Origin of the sequence: Exiguobacterium sp. SH3S3 (assembly GCF_004337115.1) — a bacterium.
Lineage (GTDB): Bacteria > Bacillota > Bacilli > Exiguobacteriales > Exiguobacteriaceae > Exiguobacterium > Exiguobacterium aurantiacum_A.
This window is the reverse complement of record NZ_SJUU01000014.1, coordinates 12,441-36,538: the sequence shown is the minus strand read 5'-3', so window position 1 is coordinate 36,538 and position 24,098 is coordinate 12,441. Positions and strand designations below refer to the sequence as shown.

At 53.0% G+C, this 24,098-nt stretch carries 21 protein-coding genes and 2 tRNA genes; all 23 read left to right on the top strand.

Going from position 1 to position 24,098, the window contains the following annotated elements; genetic code table 11:
- The first annotated feature begins 92 nt into the window (after nt 1-92).
- The 23 genes from metG to hpt all read left to right on the top strand — a co-directional run bounded on the left by metG (nt 93) and on the right by hpt (nt 24,005).
- Complete coding sequence (metG, locus tag EVJ28_RS12460) at nt 93-2,051, top strand: methionine--tRNA ligase (protein WP_131489141.1); 1,959 nt, start codon at nt 93-95, stop codon at nt 2,049-2,051.
- Nucleotides 2,052-2,104: 53 nt separating this feature from the next.
- On the top strand, nt 2,105-2,872 hold the full coding sequence (locus EVJ28_RS12455) for a TatD family hydrolase (RefSeq protein WP_131458682.1): 768 nt from the start codon (nt 2,105-2,107) through the stop codon (nt 2,870-2,872).
- Complete coding sequence (locus EVJ28_RS12450; RefSeq protein ID WP_131489139.1) at nt 2,869-4,176, top strand: 3D domain-containing protein; 1,308 nt, start codon at nt 2,869-2,871, stop codon at nt 4,174-4,176. Before EVJ28_RS12455 ends, EVJ28_RS12450 begins: the two co-directional genes overlap by 4 nt.
- On the top strand, nt 4,169-4,729 hold the full coding sequence (gene rnmV / locus EVJ28_RS12445) for a ribonuclease M5 (RefSeq protein ID WP_016510695.1): 561 nt from the start codon (nt 4,169-4,171) through the stop codon (nt 4,727-4,729). Before EVJ28_RS12450 ends, rnmV begins: the two co-directional genes overlap by 8 nt.
- Nucleotides 4,726-5,604 carry a 16S rRNA (adenine(1518)-N(6)/adenine(1519)-N(6))-dimethyltransferase RsmA gene (gene rsmA / locus EVJ28_RS12440; protein ID WP_131458684.1) on the top strand — a complete coding sequence of 293 codons (879 nt, stop codon included), beginning with the start codon at nt 4,726-4,728 and terminating at the stop codon, nt 5,602-5,604. Before rnmV ends, rsmA begins: the two co-directional genes overlap by 4 nt.
- An 83-nt stretch (nt 5,605-5,687) precedes the next feature.
- Nucleotides 5,688-5,924, top strand: a complete 237-nt coding sequence (locus EVJ28_RS12435) for a Veg family protein (RefSeq protein ID WP_016510694.1) — start codon at nt 5,688-5,690, stop codon at nt 5,922-5,924.
- Nucleotides 5,925-6,025: 101 nt separating this feature from the next.
- A complete protein-coding gene (gene ispE, locus EVJ28_RS12430) occupies nt 6,026-6,889 on the top strand; it encodes a 4-(cytidine 5'-diphospho)-2-C-methyl-D-erythritol kinase (protein WP_131458685.1) in 864 nt (287 codons plus the stop codon).
- 73 nt (nt 6,890-6,962) lie between these two features.
- Complete coding sequence (gene purR / locus EVJ28_RS12425; protein ID WP_070329384.1) at nt 6,963-7,787, top strand: pur operon repressor; 825 nt, start codon at nt 6,963-6,965, stop codon at nt 7,785-7,787.
- 136 nt (nt 7,788-7,923) lie between these two features.
- A complete protein-coding gene (gene spoVG / locus EVJ28_RS12420; protein ID WP_070329383.1) occupies nt 7,924-8,223 on the top strand; it encodes a septation regulator SpoVG in 300 nt (99 codons plus the stop codon).
- Between the two features lie 183 nt (nt 8,224-8,406).
- Nucleotides 8,407-9,762, top strand: coding sequence for a bifunctional UDP-N-acetylglucosamine diphosphorylase/glucosamine-1-phosphate N-acetyltransferase GlmU (gene glmU, locus EVJ28_RS12415; protein WP_070329382.1), 1,356 nt, complete (start codon nt 8,407-8,409; stop codon nt 9,760-9,762).
- A 45-nt stretch (nt 9,763-9,807) separates the two neighbouring features.
- Nucleotides 9,808-10,764, top strand: a complete 957-nt coding sequence (locus EVJ28_RS12410) for a ribose-phosphate diphosphokinase (protein WP_131458686.1) — start codon at nt 9,808-9,810, stop codon at nt 10,762-10,764.
- A 55-nt stretch (nt 10,765-10,819) separates the two neighbouring features.
- A complete protein-coding gene (gene pth, locus EVJ28_RS12405; RefSeq protein ID WP_070329381.1) occupies nt 10,820-11,377 on the top strand; it encodes an aminoacyl-tRNA hydrolase in 558 nt (185 codons plus the stop codon).
- A gap of 45 nt (nt 11,378-11,422) precedes the next feature.
- Nucleotides 11,423-14,950 (top strand): transcription-repair coupling factor, encoded by a 3,528-nt coding sequence (mfd, locus tag EVJ28_RS12400; RefSeq protein WP_131489137.1) that lies wholly within the window; start codon nt 11,423-11,425, stop codon nt 14,948-14,950.
- On the top strand, nt 14,934-16,481 hold the full coding sequence (locus EVJ28_RS12395) for a polysaccharide biosynthesis protein (RefSeq protein WP_131458688.1): 1,548 nt from the start codon (nt 14,934-14,936) through the stop codon (nt 16,479-16,481). The genes mfd and EVJ28_RS12395 overlap by 17 nt, the downstream gene beginning before the upstream one ends.
- A gap of 1 nt (nt 16,482) precedes the next feature.
- Nucleotides 16,483-17,898, top strand: coding sequence for a bifunctional methyltransferase/pyrophosphohydrolase YabN (yabN, locus tag EVJ28_RS12390; RefSeq protein WP_131458689.1), 1,416 nt, complete (start codon nt 16,483-16,485; stop codon nt 17,896-17,898).
- Nucleotides 17,895-18,167 (top strand): RNA-binding S4 domain-containing protein, encoded by a 273-nt coding sequence (locus tag EVJ28_RS12385; protein WP_070329377.1) that lies wholly within the window; start codon nt 17,895-17,897, stop codon nt 18,165-18,167. Before yabN ends, EVJ28_RS12385 begins: the two co-directional genes overlap by 4 nt.
- A gap of 45 nt (nt 18,168-18,212) precedes the next feature.
- Complete coding sequence (locus tag EVJ28_RS12380) at nt 18,213-18,587, top strand: FtsB family cell division protein (protein WP_131458690.1); 375 nt, start codon at nt 18,213-18,215, stop codon at nt 18,585-18,587.
- Between the two features lie 75 nt (nt 18,588-18,662).
- Nucleotides 18,663-19,217: a S1 domain-containing RNA-binding protein gene (locus EVJ28_RS12375; protein WP_070329375.1), complete on the top strand. Its 555-nt coding sequence runs from the start codon at nt 18,663-18,665 to the stop codon at nt 19,215-19,217.
- Between the two features lie 198 nt (nt 19,218-19,415).
- Complete coding sequence (locus EVJ28_RS12370; protein ID WP_236634155.1) at nt 19,416-21,818, top strand: YhgE/Pip domain-containing protein; 2,403 nt, start codon at nt 19,416-19,418, stop codon at nt 21,816-21,818.
- Nucleotides 21,819-21,961: 143 nt separating this feature from the next.
- Nucleotides 21,962-22,038: transfer RNA gene (locus EVJ28_RS12365), tRNA-Met, on the top strand.
- Nucleotides 22,039-22,047: 9 nt separating this feature from the next.
- Nucleotides 22,048-22,119: transfer RNA gene (locus EVJ28_RS12360), tRNA-Glu, on the top strand.
- Nucleotides 22,120-22,188: 69 nt separating this feature from the next.
- Entirely contained in the window at nt 22,189-23,424 is a 1,236-nt protein-coding gene (tilS, locus tag EVJ28_RS12355) for a tRNA lysidine(34) synthetase TilS (RefSeq protein WP_236634154.1), read from the top strand.
- A gap of 35 nt (nt 23,425-23,459) precedes the next feature.
- Nucleotides 23,460-24,005 carry a hypoxanthine phosphoribosyltransferase gene (gene hpt / locus EVJ28_RS12350; protein WP_016509617.1) on the top strand — a complete coding sequence of 182 codons (546 nt, stop codon included), beginning with the start codon at nt 23,460-23,462 and terminating at the stop codon, nt 24,003-24,005.
- Nucleotides 24,006-24,098 lie beyond the last annotated feature (93 nt).

Below are 24,098 nucleotides of genomic sequence, written 5' to 3'. Positions count from 1 at the left end.
ATCAAATTAATTCCAAACAATTGGTTTGGAAATTCTTTTGTCGAACCGTGTATAATGGAAATTGCAAATATCGAAAGGATGGAGAACATACTATGGCGAAGCCAACTTTTTATATCACGACTCCGATTTACTATCCGAGTGCGAAACTACACATTGGTCATGCCTATACGACGGTGGCCGGCGATGCGATTGCTCGCTATAAGCGCTTAAAAGGATTTGACGTCCGTTACTTGACTGGGACCGACGAGCATGGACAGAAAATTCAAGAAAAGGCCCAAGAAGCTGGCGTGACGCCACAAGCGTTTGTCGATGAAGTCGTCAAAGACATCCGTGTGCTTTGGGACAAGCTTGAGATCTCATATGACGATTACATCCGGACAACTGACGCCCGTCATAAAGCGGTCGTCGAACACGTGTTTGAGACGCTGCTCAAAAATGATGATATTTACCTCGGTGAGTACGAAGGGTGGTACTCGATTCCGGACGAGACGTACTATACAGAATCACAACTCGTTGATGGAAAAAGTCCTGACAGCGGCCATCCGGTGGAGCTCGTGCGCGAAGAGTGCTATTTCTTCCGCCTCAGCAAGTATGCGGACCGGTTGATCGAGTACTTCGAGTCACATCCGGATTTCATTTTACCGGAATCGCGTAAAACTGAAATGATCAACAACTTTTTGAAGCCGGGGCTTCAGGATTTGGCAGTCTCGCGGACGACGTTCGACTGGGGCGTACAAGTCCCGTCGAACCCGAAACACGTCGTATACGTCTGGGTCGACGCGCTCACGAACTATATCTCCGCGCTCGGCTACGGGACAGATAACGACGAATTGTTCAATCGTTACTGGCCGGCAGACGTACACTTGGTCGGGAAAGAAATCGTTCGTTTCCATACGATCATTTGGCCGGCGCTGCTCATGGCGCTTGACCTACCGTTACCGAAGCAAGTGTTCGCGCACGGCTGGTTGCTCATGAAAGACGGTAAGATGTCGAAGTCGAAAGGGAACGTCGTCGATCCGATTCCACTCATCGACCGCTACGGTCTTGATTCGCTTCGCTACTACTTGCTCCGTGAAGTCCCATTCGGTGCGGATGGCACGTTCACACCGGAAGCGTTCGTCGATCGCCTGAACTTTGATCTCGCGAACGACCTCGGGAATCTTCTCAACCGGACCGTTGCCATGATCAAGAAGTATTTCGATGGCAACGTACCGGCTTATGCGGGGAACGTGACGGCGTTCGATGCGGAACTTCTCCGTATGGTAAACGAAACGACGAACAAGACAGAAGAAGCGATGGAGCATATGGAATTCTCGGTCGCCCTCGCAAGTATTTGGCAACTCGTCAGCCGGGCCAATAAATATATCGATGAGACACAACCATGGGTGCTCGTAAAAGATGAGTCGAATCGTGATGAGCTTGCATCTGTGATGACGCACCTCGCGGGCGTACTCCGCCATGTCGCGATCATGATTCAACCGTTCATGACACGTGCACCGAAAGAAATGTTCCGTCAGCTCGGACTCGTTGACGAAGACATGTCATGGGAAGCGCTCGATACGTTCGCTGCCTTTGATGGAGCGGTCGTGACGGACGGAACGCCGATTTTCCCACGTCGAGACGTGAAAGAAGAAGTCGATGCGATTCAAGAGATGATGCGTCAAGCTTCGCAAGCGCGCATCGAAGCGGAAGCAACGCCGGCTGAAGCTGAAGATGAGGACGTCCGTCCAGAAATCACGATCGATGTGTTCGACCAAGTTGAGTTTCGGGTCGGGCAAATCGTCGAAGCAGATAAGATCAAGAAAGCGAAAAAACTATTAAAGCTTCAAGTCGACCTTGGCGGCGAAACGCGACAAATCGTCTCGGGAATCGCCGAATGGTATGCGCCGGAAGACTTAGTCGGTAAAAAAGTGATCGTCGTCGCCAACTTGAAACCGGTCAAACTCCGCGGTGAACTGTCTCAAGGAATGATTTTAGCAGCCGATAAAGATGGTAAGCTAGAACTCGCCACCGTCTCAGAAAATATGCCGAACGGGGCCATCGTCAAATAATTTTGAGGGAGACTTCGGTCTCCCTCTCTTTGTCTAAAGAAGGAGGATGCATCATGTTGATTGATACGCACACCCATATTAACGCTGAGCAGTTCAATGAAGATGTCGAGGCGACAATCGAGCGTGCTCGCACTGCCGGCGTCTCGCCGATGCTCGTCGTCGGATTCGATACACCTACGATTGACCGTGCCATTGAGTTGGCCGAGGCGTATGAGGACGTCTACGCCATCGTCGGCTGGCATCCGGTCGACGCGATCGACTGCACCGAAGCTGAACTCGACCGAATTGAAGCGCTTATGGCACATCCTAAAGTGATGGCACTCGGGGAAATCGGCCTCGATTACCATTGGGACAAGTCACCGAAAGATGTACAGCAGCGTGTGTTCCGTCAGCAAATCGCGATCGCGAAGCGGACGAACATGCCGATCGTCATCCATAACCGCGAAGCGACAGCGGACGTGCTCGATCTGCTAGAAGAAGAGCACGCGGAAGTTGTCGGCGGCGTGTTTCATAGTTACAGCATGTCTGTCGAACTGCTCGAACGCTGTTTGAAGTTGAATTTTTACATCTCGCTCGGCGGACCGGTGACGTTCAAAAACGCCAAAGTGCCGAAGAAAGTGGCGCAGCAGGTACCGCTCGACCGTCTTCTTGTCGAGACGGATTGCCCCTATTTGACGCCGACACCGTTCCGCGGTAAACGAAACGAACCGGCATACGTCACTTACGTCGCTGAAGAGATTGCAGCGCTCCGCGGCATGCCTTACGAAGCACTCGCCGAGGCGACGACCGCCAATGCGAAACGGCTGTTCCGACTTCCATGATGATGAGACGTTTCGTGTTAAGTGTAGGCGCCATTGTCGTTGTCGTCTTCGCCTACATGATGATGCAGCCGGAGCAGATTACGATTATCGATAACGGTGTCAAGATTGAGCACGACACACAGGCTGATTCGGTCATCGAAGTGCTGGCCGAGGCCGGGATCACGATCGATGAGGCCGACTATGTGACGCCGGCGCTCAGTGCGGATATCCCGCCGGAGCGTGTCATTCATATCGAACGGGCCCATACGGTGTCGCTCCAGATCGGTTACGGCCAAATGGAAACGATCGATACCCGTGAGCGGACCGTTGGTGATGTCCTGCTCCGATACGGTGTGAGCGTACGAGAAGGCGATGATGTCTATCCGTCGGTCAGAACACCGATCACGTCAGGAATGACGATTCGCTATCAGCCGGTCGTGGCGCTTGATTTGATCATAGGCGATGATGCGACGAAAGTTCATACGATGGCATCGACCGTGGAAGAGGTGTTACGAGAAGCCCGAATTGAGATTTCGGATAAAGATACGGTCGTTCCGGCGCTCACGGCCGAAGTGCGTGATGGGATGACGATCACCGTCAACATGAGCCGAGACGTCGTTCAATATGAGAACCGCTTAATCCCGTTTGAGATCATTGAAGAAGAGGATGCGACACTTGCAGTCGGGACGACCGAAGTGTCACAAGTCGGCGTCCCTGGTCTAGAGCGGACGCGGTATGCACTGACAGTTGAAAATGGTACAATTACAAATCGGACCGAGACAGACGTCGAAATGGTGCAGACAGTCCGACCGCAAATCATTAAGGTCGGTACGAAAGTCGCAACCGAGCGCGAAGCCGAGTTTGAAGCAGCCGAAGCGCCGGCTGAGCCCGTTGACTCGACAAGTCCATTCCGCGAGGAAGCGGAAATCAAAATCGAGGAAACGCCTCGGGCCGACGATGTCCTCGACTTCACATCAGCCAAACAGCTCCTCGTCGAGGCCACCGCCTATACGAACAACGCAGAAGACACCGTGACGTATGACGGCAGAGTACTGACGCGCAGCGGCTATGACGTGACGGATACGATCCTGTATGAAGGAATGCGGATCATTGCGGTCGACCCGGCCGTCATTCCGCTCGGAACCCGTGTCTATATCGAAGGGTTTGGCATGGCGATCGCTCTCGACACAGGCAGCGCGATTAAAGGCAATATTATCGATATCATGATGGATACGAAAGAGGAAGCGGTCACGTTTGGTCGTAAGCCACTGACGATTTGGGTGATCCCGAAGCAAGAAGAGAAAGAAGGAACTGACAATGCGTGAGAAAATACAAGAAGTGATCGTCGTCGAAGGACGCGATGATACGACCCGGCTTCAAGAAGTGTACGACGTCGACACGATTGAAACGAACGGGTCGGCCGTGTCAAAACAGACGATCGAACGGATCAAACGTGCCCAGGAGACACGCGGTGTCATCATCTTGACCGACCCGGACTATCCGGGCGACCGGATCCGGGCCATCGTCGAAGAGCAAGTGAAGGGCTGTAAACACGCCTACCTCCCTCGGGCCGAGGCGAAAGACAAACGAGGGAAAATCGGCGTCGAACACGCGACACCTGCGACAATCCGTCGTGTGCTCGAGGCGGTTTATGAAACGCGAGTTGAGACGGACGAGCCGCTCGTCACACGACAGATGGTGCTCGAGGCCGATTTGATCGGCGGGGCTGACGCCGCAACTCGTCGCAAGCGTCTAGGTGTTTTGCTCCGCATCGGGGAACCGAACGCCAAGCAATTTGTGAAACGAGTCGAAGCGTTGCGTGTGACCATCGAAGAATGGGAGCGGGCGCTCGCTCAGTTAGAGGAGGAAAATCATTGAAAGACATTGCAACGATTCATCGCACAAAAGCGATTTTACAACGTCACGGCTTCTCATTCAAAAAGTCGCTCGGACAAAACTTTTTAATCGACTTGAATATATTAAATAAAATCGTCGACGCCGCAGAACTAGGTGAAGCGAGCGGTGTGCTCGAAATCGGTCCGGGAATCGGCTCGTTGACGGAACAATCGGCCAAGCGGGCGCAAAAAGTGGTCGCGCTTGAAATCGATCAACGCCTTCTGCCGATCCTTGAAGACACGATGGCGCCTTACCCGAACGTTCACGTCATTCATGGGGACGCGCTCGAGCTCGACATTCGCAGCATCGTCGAACGTGAGTTCTTGAATGAAGGAATCGATGATATCGCGGTCGTCGCCAACTTGCCATATTATGTGACGACGCCGATTATCATGCGTTTGCTCGAGAGCCGGATCAAGTTCCGTTCGCTCGTCATGATGATTCAAAAAGAGGTGGCTGAGCGCATCGGGGCGAAACCTGGCACGAAAGCGTACGGTTCGTTATCAATCGCGATCCAGTATTATGCGGAAGCGAGTGTAAGCTTTATCGTACCGAAAAGCGTATTCATGCCGGCTCCAAACGTCGACTCGGCCGTGATCACGCTCAAGATGCGGCCGCGCCCGGCCGTCGATGTCGAAGACGAAGCCTTTTTCTTTGAAATCGCCCGCGCTAGTTTCGCGCAACGTCGAAAAACGATTTTGAACAACTTGACGAATCATCTCGGCAAAGATAAAAAAGTAGACCTTGAACGTCTCTTGAATGAAGCGGGAATCGACCCGAAACGGCGAGGCGAAACGCTTTCGCTTGAAGAGTTTGCACGCTTAGCAGACACAATTTTACCACTTAAAAATAGTTGACGACCGGATAGGGAGTCGCTATAATATTTAATCTTTATTTCCGTTTTAGAATATGCTATACTTGTAACAGTGAGGTGAAGCGTATGCCAAAGACGTTGCAAGAAATCAGACAAAAACTCGAATCACATGTTGGAGAACGATTGACGTTGAAAGCAAACGGCGGTCGTAAGAAAGTCGTTACTCGGTTTGGAACGCTCGTTGAGACGTATCCTGCGGTGTTCGTTGTCAAGTTGGATGAAGACTACCATAATGTGGAACGTGTCTCGTATAGCTACGCTGATGTCCTAACGGATACAGTTAAAATTGAATTCAGTAATTGATCGATAAATGAGGGGCGGATGCATTGGCAGCTGCTTCTTTTTTTGTGCGTCCGTTTACGGTACAATGGCGAACAGGAGATACATTGGGAAGGGTGAACGATATGCGCACGATCAGTGTGAAAGCGCCGGCAAAAATCAATTTGACACTAGACGTCCTCGGGAAGCGGACGGACGGCTATCATGAAGTAGAAATGGTGATGACGACGGTGGACTTGTCCGACCGGCTCGAATTGACCGTACTTGATACGGATGAGATTCGAATCCAGTCTGAGCATGCCTATGTCCCGAGCGATCATCGGAACTTGGCTTACCGTGCGGCCGATCTGTTGCGGAAGCGGTTCGGCATCACAGAAGGGGTCGAAATCGTCCTTGATAAACAAATCCCGGTCGCAGCAGGGCTCGCGGGAGGGTCAAGTGATGCTGCGGCGACGCTTCGGGGAATGAATGAACTGTTCGACCTCGGTTTAACGCTCGAGGAGTTAGCAGAGCTCGGAGCCGCGGTCGGTTCAGACGTCTCGTTTTGTGTGATGGGTGGAACCGCGATCGCCCGGGGCCGCGGTGAGATATTAGAGGCGGTTCCGTCACCGCCGCCGTGCTATGTCGTATTGGCGAAGCCGAAGCTCGGTGTATCAACGGCTGACGTGTATCGAGCCGTTCAGATGGAGAAAATCATCCATCCAAACACTGCGGCGATGGTTAAAGCGATTCGTGAACGGGACTTTGACGGAATTTGTGCGAACCTCGGCAACGCGCTTGAAGGCGTCACGCTTGAACTGCATCCCGAAGTCCGTCAAATCAAAGAGACGATGCTGCATTGTGGTGCTGATGGCGTGTTGATGAGCGGCAGCGGCCCGACCGTATTCGCGCTCATCGAGCACGAGCAAAAAGCGCACCGCGTCTATAACGGACTGAAAGGATTTTGTCCGGAAGTGTTCGTCGTTCGGATTCTCGGTAAAAAACATTGAAAAAAGACGAATGAAAGTGATATATTCTGTTTAGAACATTCGTCTATTATTGACAAAGTGAAGGGGAATCCGTATGAAAATTCGTAGAAGTGGTCGTCTCGTCGATATGACCCGTTATATGCTTGACCATCCACATCAGCTCGTCTCGTTATCGATGTTTTCGAGCCGCTATCAGTCTGCTAAATCATCGATCAGTGAAGATTTAGTCATCGTCAGTGAAATGCTCGCCCACGACGGTACCGGAAAATTGATTACCGTCCCAGGTGCGGCCGGGGGAGTCATGTTCATTCCAGGGTGGAGCAAAGACAAGTCGCTATCGATGATCGATGGCTTGTGCGATCAACTGTCGAAACCGGAGCGTCTGCTTCCGGGAGGCTATTTATACTTAACCGACGTGCTTGGTAATCCGCGTCAAGTGAAACCGATGGGACAAATCTTCGCCTCGGTGTTTGCGGACCGTAAAGTCGACGTCGTCATGACGATTGCGACAAAAGGGATCCCGCTCGCCTACGCGGTCGCTGAGCAATTAGGTGTTCCGTTCGTCATCGTCCGGTCCGACAGCCGTGTCACGGAAGGGTCGACCGTCAGTATCAATTACGTTTCCGGCTCGTCAAAAGCGATCCGTACGATGGCACTCGCACGTCGAAGCTTGCCACGAGGCGCAAACGTCTTGCTCATCGATGACTTTATGAAAGCAGGCGGGACGATCCGTGGGATGATGAGCCTGTTGAATGAGTTCGAGGCAAACCTAGCTGGTGTCGGTGTCTTGATGGAAGCCGAAGGTGCCGAGAAGAAAATGGTGAGTGAGTACGTCAGCTTGATGAAGTTGACGAACGTTGATGCAGATGAAGGACTCGTCACAATTTCACGCGGTAACGTCGAACAGTTCTTAAAGTGATTGGCAAAAATTTGATTTCGTTTTATGATGAGAGGGTATATCAGTCATACGGAGTCAATCGGTTCGCTTGAATCACTTTAACCTTTTAGTGAAAGTACACCATGGCATAGACAACGAAGAAAAGGGGATGCGAAACATGCAGATCACAGACGTAAAAATTCGCAAAGTGACGACGGAAGGTAGGATGAAGGCGCTCGCTTCAATCACGCTCGACCAAGAGTTTGTCGTGCATGACCTTCGAATCATCGAAGGAAGCACCGGGCTCTTCGTCGCGATGCCGAGTAAACGAACGCCGGAAGGCATCTTCCGAGACATCGCTCACCCGATCAATGGAGATATGCGCCAAAAAGTCGAGGCGGCTGTGCTCGAAGCCTACGGCACGGTCGATGTTTCCACTTACGAAGCACAGGAATCATACAACGGTATAAACGAATAATGACTCGACAGCGGATGGGGACCCTTCCGCTGCCTTTTTGCGTTTGATTGGTTACGAATGGTTACAACGGTTGAAACCGCGTCACGGTTTCGATATAGTAGAAACGGTGTATTCAGGATTTAAATATAGAAAAAACCGAACGATTGAATAAAAACAGTCGATTAAGATAGGGGCGAATCAAGAATGGATCGTTTTGCAGTCATTTTGGCAGCAGGTAAAGGGACGCGTATGAAGTCTAAGCTCTATAAAGTGCTTCATCCGGTCCTCGGAAAACCGATGGTCGAACATGTCGTCGACCAACTCGACAAAATCGGAGTCAGTCGTCAAATCGTCATCGTCGGTCACGGGGCTGAAGCGGTACAAGAGACGCTAGGCTCGCGCGTCGAGTACGCGGTCCAAGAACAGCAACTTGGAACGGGCCATGCGGTTCAAATGGCAGAAGCTGAGCTCGCTGGTAAATCAGGTGCGACGCTTGTCGTCTGTGGTGACACACCACTTCTCACAGCGGAAACGTTGGAGGCGCTCCTTGCCCATCATGAGGCGCAGCAAGCGAAAGTAACGGTACTGACGGCGATCGCTGACGATGCGACCGGTTATGGTCGTGTCATCCGTGGAGAAGACGGTAACGTGACGAAAGTCGTCGAACATAAAGACGCCTCTGCTGCAGAGCAAGCGATTCTTGAAATCAATACGGGAACTTACGTGTTTGACAACGAATTATTGTTTGATGCCCTCAAACAAGTCGGTAACGATAACGTTCAAGGTGAGTATTACTTGCCAGACGTCATCGCGATTGCGAAAGAAGCAGGCGAAGTTGTCGCGGCCCATACCGCGCCGACGTTCGGCGAGACGATCGGTGTCAACGATCGTGTCGCTCTCGCGCAGGCTGAAACACTCATGCGCAAGCGGACGAACGAACGCCTTATGCGCGAAGGCGTAACCTTCATGGACCCGGCCTCGACATACATTTCGCCGGACGCCGTCATCGGATCAGATACGATCATCTACCCAGGGACAGTCATTCTTGGCAAGACAGTCATCGGTTCGGAGTGCGTGATCGGACCGAACTCGGACATCCGCAACAGTGTGATTGAAGACGGTGCGACCGTTCGTCAATCGGTACTCAGTGATAGCCGTGTCGGAAGTCATGCGCAAGTTGGGCCGTTCGCCCACCTTCGTCAACAAGCAGTCCTTGGCGCCAATACGCGCGTCGGCAATTTCGTGGAAATCAAAAAATCAACGTTCGGGGACGGTGCGAAAGCATCGCATCTCAGCTATATCGGAGATGCCTCGATCGGTGAACGTGTCAATCTCGGATGTGGATCGATCACGGTCAACTATGATGGTAAGAATAAGTTTGAGACGGTCGTTGAAGCAGACGCGTTTGTCGGATGCAACGTCAACTTGATTGCCCCGGTGACAGTCGGGAAAGGCGCGATCGTCGCTGCCGGTTCAACGATTACAAACGATGTCCCTGAAGAAGCTCTCGCGATTGCGCGCGAGCGTCAAACGAACAAAGAAGGTTACACGAAACGCTAAGTTGCTGCCTATTACTATGGAAAACGATGGAGGAGAATCCTAAACATGTCTACTGTATATGAACGTGAAATTCGCCTATTTAGCTTAAACTCGAACCGCCCGTTAGCTGAAGAAATTGCCAAAGAAATCGGTGTCCCACTCAGTGACTGCCAAGTGAAGCGGTTTAGCGACGGAGAACTTTACATCAATATCGAGGAGAGCGTCCGAGGCGACGATGTGTACATCATCCAATCGACGAGCTCACCAGTGAATGAAACGCTCATGGAACTGCTCGTGATGATCGATGCGCTGAAACGGGCCTCGGTTCGCACGATCAACGTCGTCATCCCGTACTATGGTTACGCACGCCAAGACCGTAAAGCACGGTCGCGTGAGCCGATCACAGCGAAACTCGTTGCCGATCTGCTTACGGTAGCCGGAGCGACACGCGTCATCACGATGGACTTGCACGCCGCTCAGATCCAAGGTTTCTTCAATATTCCAGTAGACCAATTGTTAGGCGTTCCGCTCATCTCGACGTATTTTGAGACAGATGAGTTCAAAGCAAAAGATATCGTCGTCGTCTCACCAGATCACGGCGGTGTCACGCGCGCCCGGAAGCTCGCAGAACGTTTGAAAGCGCCAATCGCCATCATCGACAAACGACGCCCGGAAGCGAACGTGGCCGAAGTCATGAACATCGTTGGCAGCGTTGAAGGCAAAACAGCCATCTTGATCGATGATATCATCGACACAGCCGGTACGATCACGCTCGCAGCAGACGCAATCGTCCAAGCGGGAGCAAAAGAAGTATACGCTTCATGTACCCATCCGGTTCTGTCTGGCCCGGCAATGGAGCGAATCGACAACTCGTCAATCAAAGAACTCGTCGTCCTCAACACGATCGATTTGACTGGTCGCGAGTGCTCGAGCAAAATCAAGCAGATGTCGGTTGCCCGTTTGCTTGGGGAAGCGATCATGCGTGTCCACGAGCACAAATCGGTGAGCACGCTGTTCGATTAAAAAAACGAGGCCCGAAGGCGTTCGCCTTTGGGCTTTTTTGTTCAGGAGGAACATGATGAAATGTATCGTCGGTCTCGGGAATCCGGGCAAGAAATATGGAATGACCCGTCATAATATCGGGTTTTTAGCAATTGATCGGTTAGCGGACAAGCACGGGATCACGCTTGACGAAGCCAAGTTTAAAGCAGTCATTGGAACGGGAAGAATCAATGGAGAGCGGGTCGTCCTCGTCAAACCGCTCACGTACATGAATCTATCAGGTGAAGCGGTCCGTCCGATTCTCGATTACTATAAAATCGATATCGACGATTTACTCGTCATCTATGATGATTTAGACATGGTCCCAGGTAAACTCCGCCTGCGTCCGAAAGGGAGTGCCGGTGGACATAATGGCATCAAGTCATTGATTCAGCATCTAGGGACGATGGATTTTAAACGGCTTAAGCTTGGCGTTGGACGTCCGCCGCACCCGATCAAAGTTGTTGATTGGGTACTGATGAGTTATCGAAAAGAAGATATGTCCGAATTGAACGATACGCTCGACCAAGCCGTGGCCGCCGCAACAGATTTTGTGGACACGGACTGGGTCGCGCTCATGAATCGATATAACTAAAGGGTCACAGCACCCTTTTTTGTCGTATAAGGTGGAGGAAAACAAATGAACGCTTTAGAGAGATTTATGGTGACACTGCCGGAGACGAACGTGATTCGAGACCGGTTGCCTAAAGTCGACCGTCAACTCGTCACGGGATTGACGACAAGTGCCAAAGCGCTCGTTTTGGCCGGTTTGGCGAAACAGTCGACACGCCGTCTCGTTGTCGTCACCCATAACATGTACCAAGCCCAAAAGATGTTCGACCAGCTTGAGCCACTTGTCGGACCGAGCAAGACGTTGCTCTATCCGATTGACGAGACGCTCGCCGGGGAACTGTCGCTCACATCCAGTCCCGAGCTCCTCGCCGCGCGAATCGAAGCCAGAACACGCCTCCTGACCGAAGAGGGAGGCGTCCTTGTCGTACCGCTCGGTGGCTTGCGTCGTTTCGTGCCGAGTCCGACCGATTGGCTGGCGAGTCATCGGACGATCAAACCAGGGCAAGAGCTTGATTTAAAGCCGTTTGCCTCAACACTGATTGAATTTGGTTACGAGCGGACGGCCACGGTTACGGCGCCAGGTGAGTTTTCGGTCCGCGGCAGTATTCTTGACGTCTATCCGCTCACGGAAGCGAGACCGTATCGAATTGATTTGTTCGACACGGAAGTCGATTCCGTCTTCACGTTCGATGCGGAGACGCAACGGTCGTTAGGTGTCGTTTCGGAAGCGGTCATCACGCCGGCGACCGAGTTCGTCGCATCGGTCGAACAGTTGAAGAAAGCCGGACAAGCGCTCGAACGGCAATACGAAAGGACGCTCGAGCTGATTGAAACCGAGACGATTCGACAAGCGCTTGAATCAGGTATCGCCCGCGACATCGAACAGTTCGGGCGCGGTGATGTGCCGGAGAAGCTCGGGAAGTATACGCCGCTACTTTATACGTCGACGCTGCTTGACTATGTGGGTGCTGATTCGGTCCTCATGTTGGACGAAGTGGCACGCATCGAGGACGCGGCGGACGTGCAAGACCGTGAAGAGGCCGAATGGTTCTCGTCACTGATCGAACGCGGGGAGTCGGTCAGCAACTATACCCTCGCCGTGCCGATGCACAAAGTGTTCCGAAGCTTGAAACAAGTCGCGTTCTCGTTGCTGCCATCACGGCGTTCGGGGATCCCGGAGACGAATACGGTCCATCTCAGTTGCCGCCCGCTCCCTGCCTTCCACGGACAGATGCACTTGTTGAAGCAAGAGGTCGAGCGGTGGCAACAAAGTGATCACCGGATCGTTTTCCTCGCCGGGGATCAAATGCGGGCAGACAAAGTCGTGGCGCTCCTGGAAGACTACGGGATCCCGTCCACGTTCACAAACGTTGACGGGGAGCTGTTGCCACGCCATGTCCACGTCATGATCGGACAGGTCGAAGGAGGGTTCGAGTTATCGACGAGCCGCCTCGTCGTCGTCTCGGAAACGGAGCTGTTCAAGCGGGTCACGAAACGGAAACGGCAGACGAAGAATTTGACGAACGCCGAACGGATCAAGAGTTATCAAGAGCTGAAGCCGAATGATCATGTCGTTCATATCCATCACGGAATCGGGAAATACTTAGGTATCAAAACGATCGAAGTCGGCGGGATCCATCAAGACTACCTCCATCTCGTGTACGCCGGGGATGACGCGCTTTACGTGCCGGTCGATCAAATCGACCTCGTCCAAAAGTACGTCGGGGCCGAAGGGAAAGAGCCGAAGATTTATAAACTCGGCGGGACGGAATGGAAGAAGGTCAAATCAAAAGTCGCCAAGTCGGTCGAAGACATTGCCGACGAGTTGATCAAACTTTATGCGGCCCGAGAGGCATCGGTCGGCTTCGCCTTCCCGGCGGACGATGACGAGATGAGCCAGTTCGAATCGACCTTCCCGTACGCCGAGACGGAAGACCAAGTTCGGTCGATCGCCGAGATCAAGGCGGATATGGAACGGTCGCGCCCGATGGATCGCCTGCTTTGCGGTGACGTCGGATATGGCAAGACCGAAGTCGCGATCCGGGCGGCGTTCAAATCCGTTCTCGCGGGCAAACAAGTCGCATTCCTCGTGCCGACAACGGTGCTCGCGCAGCAACATTATGAGACGATGCTCGAACGGTTCAGTGAATTCCCGATCAACGTCTCGGTCATGAGTCGTTTCCGTTCGAAGAGTGAGCTGGCGGCGACGAAAAAAGGACTGAAAGAGGGAACGATCGACGTCGTCGTCGGGACGCACCGCGTGCTGTCGAAAGACGTGACGTTCGCCGATCTTGGCCTTGTCATCATCGATGAAGAACAGCGGTTCGGGGTCAAGCATAAAGAGCGCCTGAAACAGCTGAAGACGAACATCGACGTCTTGACGCTTACGGCGACACCGATTCCGCGGACGCTTCATATGTCGATGATCGGAATCCGTGATTTATCTGTCCTCGAGACACCGCCGGAGAACCGTTATCCGGTTCAGACGTACGTCATGGAATACGACGGCATCGTGTTGCGAGAAGCGCTCGAGCGCGAACTCGCCCGTGGCGGCCAAGCGTTCTTCTTATATAACCGAGTCGAAGGGATCGAGCGGAAAGCCGAAGAGATTCGGGCGCTGTTGCCGGATGCCCGTATCGCGACGGCGCACGGCCGGATGACCGAAACCGAGCTTGAAAGTCAGCTCATCAGTTTTCTTGAAGGAGAAGCCGACGTCCTCGTCTCGACGACGATTATCGAGACCGGCATCGACATCCCGAACGTGAACACGCTCATCGTGCACGACGCCGATAAGATGGGTCTGTCGCAGCTGTATCAGCTTCGAGGACGCGTCGGCCGATCGAACCGGATCGCGTATGCGTACTTCACGTATCGGAAAGACAAGCGGTTGACCGAAGTTGCGGAGAGCCGCCTGCAAGCGATCAAAGAGTTCACCGAGCTCGGCAGCGGGTTTAAGATCGCGATGCGTGATTTATCGATTCGTGGGGCCGGCAACCTGCTCGGTGCCCAACAGTCCGGGTTCATCGACTCGGTCGGGTTCGATCTGTATTCACAGATGTTGTCAGAAGCGATCGAAGAGCGGAAAGACCGCATGCGCGGCCAAGCGAAACAAGTCGTCTTCAAACCGGAAGTCACGTTCCAAGCGGATGCCTACATTCCGGACGATTACTTGTCGGACAGCGAACTGAAGATCGAGATGTATAAGCGGTTCAAATATGTCGATACACCAGAAGCACTGTTCGCGCTTCAAGACGAGCTGATCGAACGGTTCGGAGAATTCCCGGAACCGGTCGCGTTGCTCATCCAACTGACGCGTCTGCGCATTTACGGGGAGCTGGCGAAAGTGACACGGATCAAACAGTCACCAGAGCGGATCGACATCGTGTTATCGATGGAATCGACGACGGCACTCGATGTGCCGTCGTTCATGGAATGGACGATGCCGCTCGGACGGAAACTCGGAGTCGGGCAAGACAACGGGGCGCTCAAGCTGTCACTCAGCGGACGTATGCCGGTTGTCGAGCTGTTGAACGATGCCGACACGGTCCTTGAGGAACTCGTGAAGCGGTTGGTGGTCCATGCGGACGCCAAGTAAGTTTGCGACGGGCGTCGTCTTATTTGCGCTCGCAGGATACATTTCAAAATTTATTAGTTTTGCCTATCGGGTCCCGTATCAAAACATTGCCGGTGATTTTGGGTTATACGCTTACCAGACGGTATATCCGTTTGCGGCGATCGTCGCCTCGCTCGGGATTTACGCGATGCCGGTCGTGATTGCCAAAATCGGGGTCGGGGCACAAGGTCCAAGACAGAAGTTAGAAGTCCTGTGGGGCAGTTTTTATGTGCTCCTCGGCCTCGCTGTCGGCCTCGTGGTCGCGATGTTCGCGCTTGCGCCTGTCATCGCGCGCTTGCTCGGTGACCCCGAACTGGCGACGACGCTCCAAATCATCAGTCTCAGCTACTTGTTGATGCCTGCGCTTGCGGTACTGCGCGGGTCATTTCAATCAATTGATGACTTGCGACCGAGTGCGCTGTCGCAAGTGCTTGAAAACTTGATTCGGGTCGCGGTGTTGCTCGTCTCATTGCTCGTCGGTGTCCACTTTGGACGTGACGCATATGAACTCAGTCGCTATGCCTATGCGGCGACGTTAGTCGGCGGGAGTGTCGCCGTCGTCGTCTTGTCGATTTGGGCGAAAGGGTTCCGAATCGTCGCGGTCCGTGCCACAACACTGCGTGCCGTACTGCGTGTTCTCTTGACGAGCGGGCTTGCGGTCGGATTTGCGTCGCTCGGTATTCTTTGGATGCAACTCGTCGATTCATTCACAATCGTCAATTTGATGGGCGGCGATTATTCGGCCAAAGTGAGTAAAGGCGTGTTCGACCGTGGCTATCCGCTCGTGCAGTTTGCGATCCTCTTCACGACGGCACTCGGGATGGCGAACGTGCCGAACTTAGTCCGCCATTACCGGGCCGGGCGACTCACAGCGACGGCAACGGGCCTCAGTTCGATGATTCGAGTGACGACCACGGTCGCTGCGGCTGCAACGATCGGACTGATGGGCGTCATGTGGCCTTTGAACGTCGCGTTGTTTGAAAATGCTGACGGTACAAGAGCGCTTGTATTGTTGTCGACAAGTACGTTCGCGGCCTCGCTCGCAGTCGCGAGTATGACGTGCCTTCAAGCGATCGACAAAGAGCGGACGGCCGCCTTTGGTATGCTGTTTGCCATGATTGTAAAGTTTGTGATCAATTTGCTGCTCGTTCCGCGTTATGGGATTGACGGGGCGGCAGTCGGTACGTCGCTCGCATTTTTAGCGATGGCAGCCTTTAATTTTAATCGGCTCGATCAGAACATTCCGCTCGGTACGTTTCGATTGCACCATTACGGACTGCTTTTAAAGACCGTCCTGCCCATGGGGATCGTCTTGCTCGGTTTGAACGCGTTAGCGTCTGAGTCACCATCAAACCGCGTCAACGCACTCGGTTGGCTCGGTTTGATGGTGGTGTGCGGCGGCGCTTTGTACGTCTGGCGAGCGGTCAGGGAACAGGTGCTGACGATCGAAGAATGGGAGATGATCCCGTTTGGAAATCGACTCATCAATTTGATTGATAAAAAGGAGACCTAATATGAGTTATGGAATTACCGTCGTCGGACTCGGCTCCGGCGAACTCGAGCAACTTCCGCTCGGGGTATATCGTCATTTGAAACAGCAACCGCTCGTCTGGTTGCGCACGAAAGAACATCCGGTCGTCAAAGAGCTCGAGGCGGAAGGGGTTCATTTTGAATCGTTCGACCACATTTATGAATCAAACGATACATTTGAGGACGTCTATAAACAAATCGTTGAGACGTTGCTCGATAAGAGCGACGAACTGGCGATTACGTATGCGGTCCCGGGCCATCCGTTCGTCGCCGAGCGGACGGTCGAACTGCTCGTCGAACAAGGGGCGGACGTGACGTTCCTCGGCGGACAGAGCTTTTTGGACGCCATGTTTCAAGCGCTCCAGATTGATCCGATCAATGGATTTCAACTGCTCGATGCGACCGCACTCGACGTTGAACGGCTCCAAGTCACGCAGCACGTCTTAATCGGTCAAGTGTACGACGGGTTTGTGGCCGGGGATGTGAAAGTACAATTGATGGAACGTTATCCGGACGAACATCTTGTCAAGCTTGTCACGGCGGCCGGAACGAAACGAGAGCGAATTTCCGAAGTTCCGCTCTACGAGATGGACCGGGTCGCTGAAGTCGACAATTTGACGACGCTCTATGTCCCGCCACTCACTGACGAGACGCACCTCGCGCGGGAGTTTGCGACGTTGACAGACATCATCGCGACACTCCGCGGTCCGAACGGCTGCCCGTGGGACCGAAAACAGACGCACGCATCACTGCGGAAATATTTACTCGAAGAGGCGTATGAGTTGATCGAGGCGATCGACGAAGAGGACGATGATGCGATGATCGAAGAACTCGGAGACGTCTTGCTCCAAGTCATGCTTCACGCGCAAATCGGGGCCGATGAAGGGTACTTTGATATTCGTGACGTGATCGGCGCGATCAGCACAAAAATGGTCCGTCGCCATCCGCACGTCTTCGGTGACGTGACGGTCGCAGACGCCGACGACGTGGTTTCGAACTGGAATGCGATTAAACAAGACGAAAAAGGGGAAAATAAACATTCGCAGCTTGATGGTGTGCTCATGACCCAACCGGGGTTAATGCGTGCCGAGCAACTCCAAAAGAAAGCGGCTCAAGTCGGGTTCGAGTGGGATGACGTAACCGGAGCGTTCGAGAAGCTCGAAGAAGAGTTACAAGAGTGGCGAGAAAGTCCCGAAGATGAACAAGAACTAGGGGACGTACTGTTCTCAGTCGTCAACGTAGCCCGTTATTTCGGGTTGAACGCGGAGCAAGCACTTGAACGGACCAATCAAAAATTCAAGAGACGATTTGAATATATCGAAGCGAACGGATCGCTCAGCGACATGACGCTCGAACAGATGGATCGGCTTTGGGATGAAGCGAAGGAGAAGGGATTATGAGACTAGATAAATTTTTGAAAGTGTCGCGCTTGATCAAACGACGGACGTTAGCGAAGGAAGTGGCCGATCAAGGCCGTATCCGCTTGAATGGCCAAGTCGCCAAGGCCAGTACGGACGTCAAGGCCGGTGATGAGCTCCAAATCCGATTCGGGAATAAGCTGGTGACGGTCATTATCGATTCAATTGCCGAGCATGCCCGGAAAGAGGATGCGAAAGAAATGTACCGGTTGATCAAAGAAGAAAAGGTGAACAGTGGTACGGAAGCATAAAAAAAAGGTATACTGAATATAATAGGTCAAGAGGAAGGTGATTCGATGAATGGACGTAACCCGATGGAACGCAAACAGCGGATTCGGGCTCTCGACGAACGGAGAGAACAGCTGGAAAAAGAACAGAGCCGGCGACGTATCCATCTTCGACGCCGCCTAGCCGTGGCCTCACTTGTCTTTTTGTTGTTGATTGTCTTCATCGGTCAGAGCTATTTCTCAAAGGTCGGATATGTAGCGGATCAAGAGCTAAAGCAAGACGAGGCTCGTGTCGAGCTTCGTGAAACGAAGGAAGAACAAGCGGAGCTAAAAGAGCAGGTTGAACGTTTACAAGACGAAGAATACATCGCCAATCTTGCACGCAACGAGCTGTTGTTCTCGAAAGATGGCGAGATTATTTTTTACTTCTCACCAGAGGAATAAGTAGGCTCGTTGACCGTTGACGAATCGACTCGTATAATTGTAGGGAATCATTCAAAAAAAGGAGTACATTATTTTATGTCAATTGAAGTAGGAAGCAAGGTACAAGGTAAGGTTACAGGGATTACGCATTTCGGAGCGTTCGTAGAGCTCCCGAATGGAAAAACGGGTTTGGTGCACATCAGTGAAGTGGCAGATTCTTATGTCAAAGACATCAATGAAGTCCTAACGGTCGGTCAAGAAGTCACAGTCAAAATCTTGAACATCGAAAGTGATGGCAAAATCGGGTTGTCTATCAAAAAAACTGTCGATCGTCCTGTTAGCGAACGCCCAGAACGTCCAGCCGGCGAACGCTTCTCACGGGGCCCTAGTTCGGGCGGCCCTGGTCAAGGTGGCCCACGTCCGGGCGGTCCACGTCCAGGTGGTCCTGGTCAAGGCCCACGCGGCGGCGGTGGCCCACGCGGTGGCGGCGGTCCCCGTGGCGGTGGCGGCGCGCGTCGTGAAGTACGTCGTGAGCCAGAAACGTTTGATACGTTGATGACCAAGTTCTTGAAAGATAGCGACGAACGCCTTACAACGTTGAAGCGTCAAACTGATTCAAAACGCGGTGGACGTGGAGCCAAGCGCGGGTAACCCTTCGTAAACCATCAGCTTCTACTCGTAACGATAACGCCACGGACACCGGTCCGTGGCTTTTTTTCATGGCGCGACAATTGTCGACGCTTTTTTGTTATGAAAAATAACTAAAAAGGGTTGCAATTTTTCGATGGAGCGAGCACAATAGGGAACATGAAAAATAGTTATGTTTTATAAGTAAAGGTGGAGAAACAAATGAACGGATGGAAGTTGTGGAAAGCAGAATGGCAGAGCATCGGTAAAAATCCGCGGGTATGGATTCCGATTCTCGCGGTCGCGCTCGTGCCGCTCATGTATGCGGGCATGTTCTTGTGGGCATTTTGGGATCCTTACGGCCAAATGAAAGATTTGCCCGTCGCTATCGTCAATGAAGATCAAGGGGCCACGTTTGAAGGGGAGGAACTCGCTGTCGGTGACGAACTCGTCGATAAGTTGACGACCTCGGAAGCGTTCCGATTCGTCGAAGTGTCGAAAGCGGAAGCGGACGCCGGGTTACAAGATCACGCCTTTTACATGGCGATCGAAATCCCGGATGACTTTTCGGAGAAAGCGACGAGCGCGCTGTCCGCTGACCCTGAGCAATTAGAACTTCGGTACATCGCGAACGAGTCGTATAACTTCCTCGCCGCTCAAATCGGAGGTTCGGCGATGGAGCAAGTGAAAGGCGGACTGTCGACTGAAGTGACGAAACAGTATGTCAACGCCATGCGGGACGGATTGAAAACCGTCGCTGACGGATTAGATGAAGCCGCAACCGGTGCGACGGAGCTTGCTGACGGATCAACGACCGCTAAAGAAGGGGCCGTTAAGCTAGCGGACGGCTCGCGACTGCTAGCTTCAAAACAGCAGGAACTAGCGGACGGCGCAGCCAAGCTCGATGACGGACTCGGTGCGCTTGAGTCTGGGACGGCTGATCTCGTCGACGGGAGCCAGCGTATCCAAACTGGGAGTTCCACGCTGTCAGACGGTGTCCATCGTGTCGACGCCGGGGCCGCCGTGCTAAAAGACGGTACGACTCAGCTCGTCGACGGAACGAGCGCGTTCTCTTCGAAGTTAGGCGAGTTGCATAGCGGGACGCAACAGCTTGACGCTGGAATTCATGAACTCGCAGCCGGACTCGAGGACGCACAGGCCGGAAGCGGCCAACTCGTCAACGGCTCGAGCACACTCGCAGAAGCGCTTAGTGCGGCTAGTGCCGGAAACGAAGCACTTGTAGCGGGAACGGTAGGTGTCACCGCTGGCATTGACCAAATGAAAACGGAGTTGTTAGGCCAGCAAGAGCAACTGATCGCCAAGTTGTCTGCGCTCGCCGAATCCGGTACGCCCGCAACGCCAGACATGTTGCAAGCGCTCGTCGCCGAGCTGTCTACAGGCATGCAGGCAACGGAAGCAGGATTCACATCGCTTTCAGAGGGCGCGTCTCGTGTCACGGAAGGCCAAACGGCACTCGGGGAAGGGTTGGGACAAGCAGAAGCCGGTGCCACTGAACTCGCGGCCGGATTGGTTGCGTTGAATGACGGACAGACTCAGCTCGTCAACGGGGCCGCGGCGCTGAGCGAGGGGTCAAGCCAAATCGAGCAAGGTGCCAAAACCGCGATGGATCGTTCGGGTGAACTTGCATCGGCAAGCGTTCAATTGAACGACGGGGTGGCGACGCTTCATGACGGGACGACGGAACTGGCGTCGGGGAGTGATCAATTGGCTGACGCCACGCTCGCCTTGTCTGAAGGAAGTACGAAACTCGCCAACGGGGTCAAAACGGCCGGTCAAGGAACGGGTACCATCGCTGAAGGGGCATCGCGTCTGGCCGAAGGGGGTCAAGCGCTCGGTTCTGGAAGTTCGGACCTGGCGGAAGGTCTGACTGAACTAGAGTCTGGTAGCGGAAAACTTCGTGACGCCTTACTCTCGGGTGCGGAATCGGCTGACGTCGACATCCGCGATGAGAACGTTGAAATGATGGCGGGGCCGATTCAAATCGTGAACGACTCGATTCATCACGTACCGAACTACGGGACAGGATTTGCACCATACTTCATGTCGCTCGGTCTCTTTGTCGGGGCGCTCTTGTTGTCAATCGTCTATCCGCTCTATGATCCGGCTGGCAAACCGAAGCGGAGTTTATCTTGGTTGTTATCGAAATCGGGCGTATTAATCGTCGTCGGTTTTGTTCAGGCGCTCGTCTTAAACGTGGCGATGATGACTTTGCTCGGACTCGAGGTCGAGTCACCGCTTCGCTTCTTCGGTTTCAGCTGGCTCGTCAGTATTACGTTCTTATTGATTGTTCAGTTGCTCGTCACGACGCTCGGGAACCCGGGACGGTTCGTTGCCATCGTCTTATTGATTCTTCAATTGACGACGTCGGCCGGGACGTTCCCGCTTGAATTGATTCCACGTGCCTTGCAGCCGTTCAACGCGTTACTTCCAATGACGTATACGGTGGCCGGCTATAAAGAGATTTTGTCGGCGGACGGGCTCAGTTATTTACAAGGGGCGATTCTATACTTGGCGCTCGTGTCGGTCGGTTGCTTCTTCTTGCTCTGGGGATATTTCCGCATCGCTTGGAAGAAAAAATATCGCCCGGCTCCGTCGGAAGCGTGATGCACAATCAACCGAAAATCGTGTATAGTGTATGAAATGGCACTATACACGATTTTTTGTGAAAAAAGTTTTAAAAAAGAATTGACACGGACGTGGCTACTGGTTATTATAGAAAATGTGCTTAGGACACAACACAATAACATGGCGGTGTAGCTCAGCTGGCTAGAGCGTACGGTTCATACCCGTGAGGTCGTGGGTTCGACTCCCTCCGCCGCTACCATTTTATTTAGGCCCGTTGGTCAAGCGGTTAAGACACCGCCCTTTCACGGCGGTAACACGGGTTCGAATCCCGTACGGGTCACTTACCTAAGCGAAAAGAAGCCATCTCAAGTTGAGATGGCTTCTTTTGTTATACCAAGGAGGAGCGACGATGACGAAAGTGCTGATGGCCGTATCGGGTGGGGTGGATTCAATCGTCTTGTTAGACCGCGTCGTGAGAAGCGGTGCTGACGTCGGGATCGCCCACGTCCATCATGGACTTAGGCCCGAGTCCGATGAAGAGTTCGAGTTCGTGAGACAGTTGGCGAAAGCGTACGGTGTGCCGTTTCACGGGAAGCGTCTTGCGTTTCCGGACGGGGGATCACAAGCCGTCTATCGGGCGGCGCGGTATGCATTTTTTGAAACGGTCATGCGTGAAGACGGGTATACCGAACTGATGACGGCTCATCACGGCGATGACGAGCTCGAAACGGTACTCATCCAGCTTCATCGAAACGTCGTCGAAGTGACTGGGATCCCGGAACGTCGACCGTTCGCCGGAGGGACGATTGTTCGTCCGTTGCTGACGGAAACAAAACGACAGCTCTTGGCGTATGCGTCAGCGAACGGACTCGTCTGGCGAGAAGACGCGACGAATGAGCAGACGGATTACTTGCGCAACAAGATCAGACACCACATCGTCCCGCAGCTCCTCGATGTTTGGCCGAACGTGGTTCAAGACGTCGGTCAGGCGGCCCGTCGACAGCGTGAGATTTGGCATAAGCGCTACGACGACGTCGGGAAGTGGATGGTGCGCTACGTCCGTTGTGATATGAAAACGTTTCATGTGAAACTTGAAGACGTGGCCAGTTTGAACGGGCCCGAACGATACGTACTCGGCCGACTCTTATCGGCTAGATATGGTGTCGAGATGGGCGAAGGGATCAGTCGGCTTCTGGACAGTCCAAAAGGGACGGGCCGTTACGACCTTGAAGGCGGCTCTCGATTACAAAAGTATGATGGGGTGATCAGCCTCGTCCCACATACCGATCCAGTGCTGACTGAAGCACCGGGTGACCGAGTGATCTCGAGCCTCCCGGTCCAGGCGTCTTTTGGCGACCGCGGGCTCTCACTTGAAGTCGTCACAGGCAAGGATGGGATCCCGCTCGAGGCGCTCACGTTCCCGTTGACCGTCCGCTCCGTCCGACCAGGGGATGTGATGAAACTCTCGATCGGGACGAAAAAAGTCGCCCGAATCTTGATCGATGCGAAAATTCGTCGTGAAAATCGTCCGTTTGTCCCCTTAGTAGTTGACGCGACAGGGAGGATTGTCGCTATAGTAGGAGTAAGAGTTTCGGATTTTCCGGATAAGTCAGATGCGATTTGCCCACGATTAATGGTAAAATGATGATTGTGTCGGATTAGAAAGAGGAGGATTTCAAGATGTCATTAATGAACGATATGGAAAAGGTGCTTATTTCAAGTGAAGAGATTCAAGTAAAGGTGAAAGAACTCGCGACAACGCTCAGCGAAGAATATAAAGAAGAGTTTCCGCTTCTCGTCTGCGTATTGAAAGGCGCGATGCCGTTCATGTCGGACCTCGTCAAAGAGATGGACATCCATTTAGAGATGGACTTCATGGACGTATCGACGTATCACGGTGGAACGTCATCGACAGGTGAAGTGAAAATCGAGAAAGATTTAAACACGTCTGTAGAAGGACGAGACATCCTGATTGTAGAAGATATCATTGATAGCGGGCTCACGCTCGGCTATCTCGTCGATCTCCTCAAATATCGGAAAGCCAAGTCGGTGAAGATCGTCACGTTGCTCGATAAACCGACGGGTCGCAAGAACGGTCTATCGGCAGACTATAGCGGTTTCGTGATTCCGCACGAGTTTGTCGTCGGCTACGGTCTCGATTACGAAGAGAAATATCGTAACCTTCCTTACGTCGGTGTGCTCAAGCCGAGTGTTTACGGGGGCTAACGTTTTTCTTTTGAAAATGTGACGTGTTAAGATAAAAGAAATACCCCAAAGTATACACATATACTGAATGGGCGAGAACATCGTTTCTCGGAA